The following is a 6,000-nucleotide window of genomic DNA, read 5'->3' as shown; positions in this document are numbered from 1 at the left end:
CCCTCGGGGTCCGCGGATGCTACGCGTCGGTGCCGTCCGCCTGGCGGGCGGACTCGGCGCGGGCGAGCGCGGCGTCGACCGCCGCGTCCTCCTTGGCCTTGTTCGGGCCGCCCTGGGTCTTGACGATCACGACGATCAGGGCGGTGAAGAACACGGCCATCACGACGGGGGGCAGAAGCGCGGATACGTATTCCATGGCGACCAGACTAGCTAGCCCGCGACCCGTTCCTCGGGCGGGGGCGGGGGCACCGGGCGGCGGCGCGGCGGGAAGACCTCGGAGGGCTTGGGCACCGGGCGCTCGGCCGGGGCCGGGGTCGGCGGCTTGGGCCGGGGCTCCTCGCCGGCGCGCCCGCCGGGCAGGGCGAGCAGCCGGGCCCGGGAGACGGCCGGGGCGCTCGCAGTGGCCTGGGAGACCCGGGCGAGGCGGGCCCGCACCGAACGCTCGGCGAGGACCTGGCAGCGGTCGAGCAGCCGGGCGGCGGCCGGGTTGCCGCGCAGGGCGCGCAGGGCGGCGAGGTCGTCGGCCCCGGGGTCGTACCCGTCGGCCAGGGCGTCCTCCAGGAGGTCCAGGTAGCCGGCGAGCGAGCCGGGGAGGGCCTCGCGGTAGCGGGCGAGGTCGTCGAGGAGGAAGGCGCGCAGCCGGCCGGCCTCGCGCACGGCCTCGTCCACGGAAGCGGCCAGGCGGAGGGCGTCGCGGACGTCCTCGTCCGGGAGGGGGGCGGGGTGGAGGGCGTTGGCGAGGGCGCGTCGGAGCACACGCAGCTCGTCCGCGCTGAACGCCATGCCGCCGCGGGATCCGTATGGCGTGGGCATGGGGCGACGATACGCGCTAATCGGACAAATTTCGCTTAGCGATCATCCGGCGCGTCGGTACCGGACCCCCGCCACCTGCGGATTCCGCCCCACGCGCGCGTGGGGCGGTCGCGGTCGCGACCACCCGCGCGGTCACATGCGGGAGACGTTCCGCTCGTAGACCAGGCGCAGGCCGATCAGCGTCAGCCACGGCTCGTGCTCGTCGATCTCCTGGGAGTCCGGCAGGACCACCGGCGCGAGCCCGCCCGTGGCGATCACCGTGACGTCCGAGGGGTCGCCGTCCGGCCCGACCAGCTCGCGCCTCATCCGCGCGACCACCCCGTCGACCTGGCCCACGTAGCCGAAGACGATGCCGGACTGCATCGCCTCCACCGTGTTCTTCCCGATCACGCTGCGCGGCCGGACCAGCTCGACCTTGCGGAGCATCGCGCCCTTCACGCCGAGCGCCTCGACCGAGATCTCGATGCCCGGGGCGATCGCGCCGCCCGCGTACTCCCCGCGCGCGGTGACCGCCTCGTAGGTCGTCGCCGTGCCGAAGTCCACCACGATCGCCGGCCCGCCGTAGAGCTCCGCCGCCGCGACCGCGTTGACGACCCGGTCCGAGCCGACCTCCTTCGGGTTGTCCGTGAGGATGGGCACGCCCGTCTTCACGCCCGGCCCCACCAGGACCGCCGGCACGTCCCCGTAGTAGCGGCGGGTCACCTCGCGCAGCTCGTGCAGGACCGAGGGGACCGTCGCGGAGATCGCGATCCCCTCGATGCCGTCGCTCAGCTCCGCGCCGAGCAGCGGGTGCGTGCCCATCAGGCCCTGGAGCAGGACCGCCATCTCGTCGGCGGTCCTGCTGGGATCGGTGGAGATCCGCCAGTGCTCGACGATCTCCTCGCCGTCGAAGAGCCCGAGGACCGTGTGCGTGTTGCCGACGTTGATGGTGAGCAGCATCAGCCGCGCACCTCGCGCAGGTCGAGACCGATGTCGAGGATCGGGGAGGAGTGGGTGAGGCCGCCGACCGCCAGGTAGTCCACGCCGGTCGCCGCGTACGCCGCCGCGTTCTCCAGGGTCAGCCGCCCGGAGGACTCCAGGACCGCGCGGCCGGCGACCAGGGTCACGGCCTCCTCGGTCTCGTCCGGGGTGAAGTTGTCCAGCAGGATCAGGTCGGCGCCCGCGTCGATCACCTCGCGGACCTGGTGCATGGTGTCGACCTCGACCTCGATCGGCACCTCGGGGAAGGTCTCCCGGACGGCCTTGAACGCCTCGGCGACCCCGCCGGCCGCCACCACGTGGTTGTCCTTCACCAGGGCCGCGTCCGAGAGCGACATCCGGTGGTTGACGCCGCCGCCGCAGCGGACCGCGTACTTCTCCAGGGCGCGCAGCCCCGGCGTCGTCTTGCGGGTGTCGCGGACCTTGGCCTTCGTGCCCTCCAGGGCGTCCGCCCACGCGCGCGTGGCGGTGGCGATGCCGGAGAGGCGGCACAGGATGTTCAGCGCGCTGCGCTCGCCGGTGAGCAGGTCGCGGGTGCGGGCGGTGACGCTGAGCAGCAGGTCGCCGGGCTCGACGCGCTCGCCGTCCTCGCGGTGCCGCTCGACCTCGAACTCCTCGGTGCAGACGATCGACAGGACCGCCTCCGCCACCCGCAGACCGGCGACCACGCCGGCCTCGCGGGCCACGAAGTCGGCGGTCGCGACGGCGTCCTCGGGGACGGTCGCCACCGTCGTCACGTCCACCCCGCCGTCGAGGTCCTCGGCGATCGCCAGGTGGGCGATGTCCTCGACCTGTACGGGGTCGAGGCCGGCGTCGGCGAGCAGCTGGGCGAGCGCGGGGTCGAGCCCGCACTCGTACTCCTCGGCGTCGCCGCAGCCGCAGCCGTCGCCGCAGCCGCCGGACTCCTCGTACGAGCTGATCTGGATGAGAGGGACGTCCACGGGCTCGGGACGGGCTTCCTCGGGCGTGCTCACGGCTGCGGCTCCCTGGGGGCTTCGGGGGTTACGGGCGGAAAGTCCGCGGTCTCGGGGGGGGGGGCGGCGGGGGGGGGGGGGGGCGGGTGGCGGTCGGGGCGGGGGCGGCGCGCGCGCGGGGGGGCGCGCGCGCCGCCTGTCCAGGTAGATCGGTTGTTCCTAGGCCTCACGGGGCGGGCCGGGATGGGTCCGCAACGGAACGGTCCTCCCGTCCCGGCGCCCGGTCGAGGTCATAGTTCCCGCCCCGGGAGTCTACCGGCGGGGCAGACGGAGGCTTTCCTGCTGCGTCAGCAGCCCGAAGACCGCGCGGCTCTGGTGGTGGGCGAACCACCGCTGGGCCAGGTCACGGTCCACGAACCGCCCCACGCCCTTCTCGGCCGAACTGGTCAGTTCGATCGCCTCCCATCCGCCGAGGGACTCAGCGAACTCCGTGGCGATCTCGATGAACGAAGGCCCCTGGAAGTAGGACACCGCGGTGTTCGTGGTGTCCAGAAGCTGTCCCGAGGAGTCCGAGCACAGGGTGCCGGCGGCCCGGCGCGACTCGAAGTAGTCGGTCTTGGTCTGCTTGACCTCGTCACCCATCACGTTGAGGACCTGCTGGCGGTACGTGCGGGGCTGGAGGCACTCCAGATAGGAGAAGTCGATGTAGGTCCCGTCGGTCCGGATCACCCGGAATCCGGGGTAGGGGCCGCGCTGCGGCGGTGCGATGGCGAAGGCCTCCACACCGGAACCGATCTTGACCTCGGCGTGGGGGTGCATGTCGAGGAGGTCCAGGAGCAGCAGGTGGTGCTCCTCGTCCTCCACCGTGCTGCCCACCGGGTAGCTGTACAGGATCGCGCGGATGGTCTCCTTCGCGTCTCCCTTGGTCCGGTACGTGCGATGAGCTATCGAGAACTGCGGCACGGGCGGCCCCTCTCTGTAGTTGTCCTGTCTATCTTCGCGGCCTTTCGCCCGCATGAACAGCGAATTTCGATATAAACACCCCATTTCGAATACTTATTCCCATCCGCGCGGGCGGCGTACCTGCGTGGCGACCTCATCGTTCGGGCGCTGCGCCCGGGTGCTTGGATCCGGGCGGTCGGAGCGGGGCGGAAGCGCGGGGGTGTTCCGGGGTGCCGGGGGCGGGGGCCAGGACCTCCGGCACGGGGGAGCCGGAGGTCCCGACAGGTGCTGCCACATGGGGTCGGCGGCACCCACACCGAGCGTAGCCCTGTGTCGCTTTATGAATGCGTGGGGTGACGAAGTCCGTCAGGTCGGTTCACCGGGCGGCGGAAGGTGCATGGTCGATGGCGCGCGAACAGGTCGTTCCGGTCGACATGAAGCCGCTGCCGGGGCCGCGCAGTAACCCTACGGAAGTACCCGCCGATGACGAAGATGGCCGCCTTCGCCAACCAGCCCCCTGGCATCGCAGCGACATCCCGCTCGAACTGGAGCTACTGGAGTGATCTGCGGCCCATCAGCAGGACGCTGGTCCTGCAACACCACCACGCCCTGCGAAGACCCAACGAGATACGATCTCGACGCCTCCCGCAGACTTCTGGCCCCCTAAAGGCGTCTCAATGAGATTGAAGGGGCGTCTCAAATTTTGAAGCCCCGCAGGTCAGGGCTTCTGAGCTTGACTACAACCTAGCCATAACCGATCAAGATAATCTTCTCAGTCGGTGAAGGTCTGCAGGTCAACGACTTGAAGGCCAGGCACATACTTCAACCCGGTTGAGACGGCATACGCGGGGAGCGGACGGTCGGCGCCGCGTCCACGCTGACCGGGACGGGACCATCCCCGCGTACGCGGGGAGCGGAGAGCCTGGCCGAGTTGGGTCACGTACCGGTTGAGACCATCCCCGCGTACGCGGGGAGCGGCCTCTCCCCCGTCCTGGTCAGTGACCGCGTCCTAGACCATCCCCGCGTACGCGGGGAGCGGACTTGCTGACCAGCAGTTCTACCCGACACCGGCCAGCTCTCACGCAACTTTCACCGAAACAGACAAAACACCCCTCAGGATCCGAAGAACTGCCCGCGGTGAGCACCCTGGTGAGTGCCTCCAGACATGGTGAGCGTGGTGGTGAGTAACCGTGGCGACCGCTCCCCCACTCACCACACCCACCGACGACAGCGACCCAAGCGACCGAAGAACCAACACCACCCCACCACCAGGACTCGGCTTCAGCACCCACACCCAAAGAGCGCGGTGCAGCCAAGACCATCCCCCGCGCGCACTGGGAGCAGTTCGGGGCTCACCGGAACACCACCTCCACGCTGGGGCCCGCCCCGCGCGCGGGGCGGGGAGCAGTCCCAGATCACCGCCCGTTCCGAGGTCTCCGCGGATCCATCCCCGCGGGCGCGGGGAGCAGAAGCAGCTCCAGGCCGTCGGCGTCGGTGGGTGGGGTCCATCCCCGCGGACACGAGGAGAAGGAGCGCCCGTTCCGCGTCCGCGACGTCTTCCAGGGGCCATCCCCGCATGCGCGGGGAGCAGCCGCTGCCCCCGTGCGTGGCGCAGTTGCCGGGGGCCAGCCCCGCACGTACGGGGAGCATCACTTGCCTTTCGCGTATTCAGTTTTTGTTCAGGGACCATCCCCGCGTACGCGGGGAACAGACTTCCTGACCAGTAGCTCTACCCGACACCAGCCCTCACGGTGGAACGGTCGACACCGCACAACAGGGCGAGGACAGAGCGCGGGAGATCGTGCCGCAGGTGGATCAGCGTGACGACCAGCCGATCGACGAACCCGGCGCGCGGGGCACGGGGCGCCTGGAGCAGAACCCAGGCGCCCGCGCTGTCTGGCCTGACGCTACTTCAGCAGGGTGCGGAACTCCTCGAAGTCGAGGACGCCGTCGTGGTTCGCGTCGGCCGTCATAGCCTTCTTGACCTCTTCCGCAAGGTGCCCGTGGGCGCCCTCGGCCTTGAAGCCCTCCGCCAACTCGACGATATTGATCCGCCCGTCGCCATCCGTGTCGATCTCGTCGAACAGCGCCCTGAGCTCGGCCTCGTTCACGGCATACCTTTCTCACGTTCACAGGCCCCAAAGGCCCACATGCCCACCACCCTGCCACACCGTCGACGGCACCCTGACGGCCAAGCCTTCGGACCGGACCGCCCCGGCAGCCACCGCCCGGGCCACCACACGTTGAAGCCACGCCGGCTGCGACTCAGGAGCAACCCCCAACCAGGACAATCGCCTTGCCGACGAGCGCAAAGCCGTCGGCGACAAGGGGGCAGCCGCATCAACTGTCGAGC

Annotated in this window: 7 protein-coding genes and 1 pseudogene; 1 reads left to right on the top strand and 7 read right to left on the bottom strand. The window is 70.6% G+C overall.

Going from position 1 to position 6,000, the window contains the following annotated elements; translation table 11 throughout:
• Positions 1-19: 19 nt before the first annotated feature.
• From ACFW1I_RS18530 to ACFW1I_RS18510, 5 genes are all read right to left on the bottom strand, one after another.
• Complete coding sequence (locus ACFW1I_RS18530; protein ID WP_384670958.1) at positions 20-196, bottom strand: hypothetical protein; 177 nt, start codon at positions 194-196, stop codon at positions 20-22.
• A gap of 14 nt (positions 197-210) precedes the next feature.
• Positions 211-783: a hypothetical protein gene (locus ACFW1I_RS18525; protein ID WP_384671015.1), complete on the bottom strand. Its 573-nt coding sequence runs from the start codon at positions 781-783 to the stop codon at positions 211-213.
• A gap of 162 nt (positions 784-945) precedes the next feature.
• Positions 946-1,752, bottom strand: coding sequence for a type III pantothenate kinase (locus ACFW1I_RS18520; protein ID WP_384670955.1), 807 nt, complete (start codon positions 1,750-1,752; stop codon positions 946-948).
• Complete coding sequence (gene nadC / locus ACFW1I_RS18515; RefSeq protein WP_384670953.1) at positions 1,752-2,765, bottom strand: carboxylating nicotinate-nucleotide diphosphorylase; 1,014 nt, start codon at positions 2,763-2,765, stop codon at positions 1,752-1,754. The genes ACFW1I_RS18520 and nadC overlap by 1 nt, the downstream gene beginning before the upstream one ends.
• Positions 2,766-3,017: 252 nt before the next feature.
• Positions 3,018-3,668 carry a DCL family protein gene (locus tag ACFW1I_RS18510; RefSeq protein WP_384670950.1) on the bottom strand — a complete coding sequence of 217 codons (651 nt, stop codon included), beginning with the start codon at positions 3,666-3,668 and terminating at the stop codon, positions 3,018-3,020.
• A gap of 383 nt (positions 3,669-4,051) precedes the next feature.
• On the opposite strand from ACFW1I_RS18510, the gene ACFW1I_RS18505 reads away from it, so the two are divergent.
• Positions 4,052-4,210: a hypothetical protein gene (locus ACFW1I_RS18505; RefSeq protein WP_384670947.1), complete on the top strand. Its 159-nt coding sequence runs from the start codon at positions 4,052-4,054 to the stop codon at positions 4,208-4,210.
• 1,169 nt (positions 4,211-5,379) lie between these two features.
• On the opposite strand, the pseudogene ACFW1I_RS18500 reads toward ACFW1I_RS18505, so the two are convergent.
• Both ACFW1I_RS18500 and ACFW1I_RS18495 read right to left on the bottom strand, forming a co-directional pair.
• Positions 5,380-5,490: pseudogene (locus tag ACFW1I_RS18500) on the bottom strand (transposase family protein); the annotation flags it as partial.
• A gap of 64 nt (positions 5,491-5,554) precedes the next feature.
• Entirely contained in the window at positions 5,555-5,758 is a 204-nt protein-coding gene (locus tag ACFW1I_RS18495; RefSeq protein WP_382951613.1) for an EF-hand domain-containing protein, read from the bottom strand.
• Positions 5,759-6,000: the final 242 nt, after the last annotated feature.

Origin of the sequence: Streptomyces sp. NPDC058955 (genome assembly GCF_042741435.1) — a bacterium.
Classification (GTDB): Bacteria; Actinomycetota; Actinomycetes; order Streptomycetales; family Streptomycetaceae; genus Streptomyces.
The sequence above is the reverse complement of the archived record's forward strand: the minus strand, read 5'-3'. Positions and strand labels throughout refer to the sequence as shown.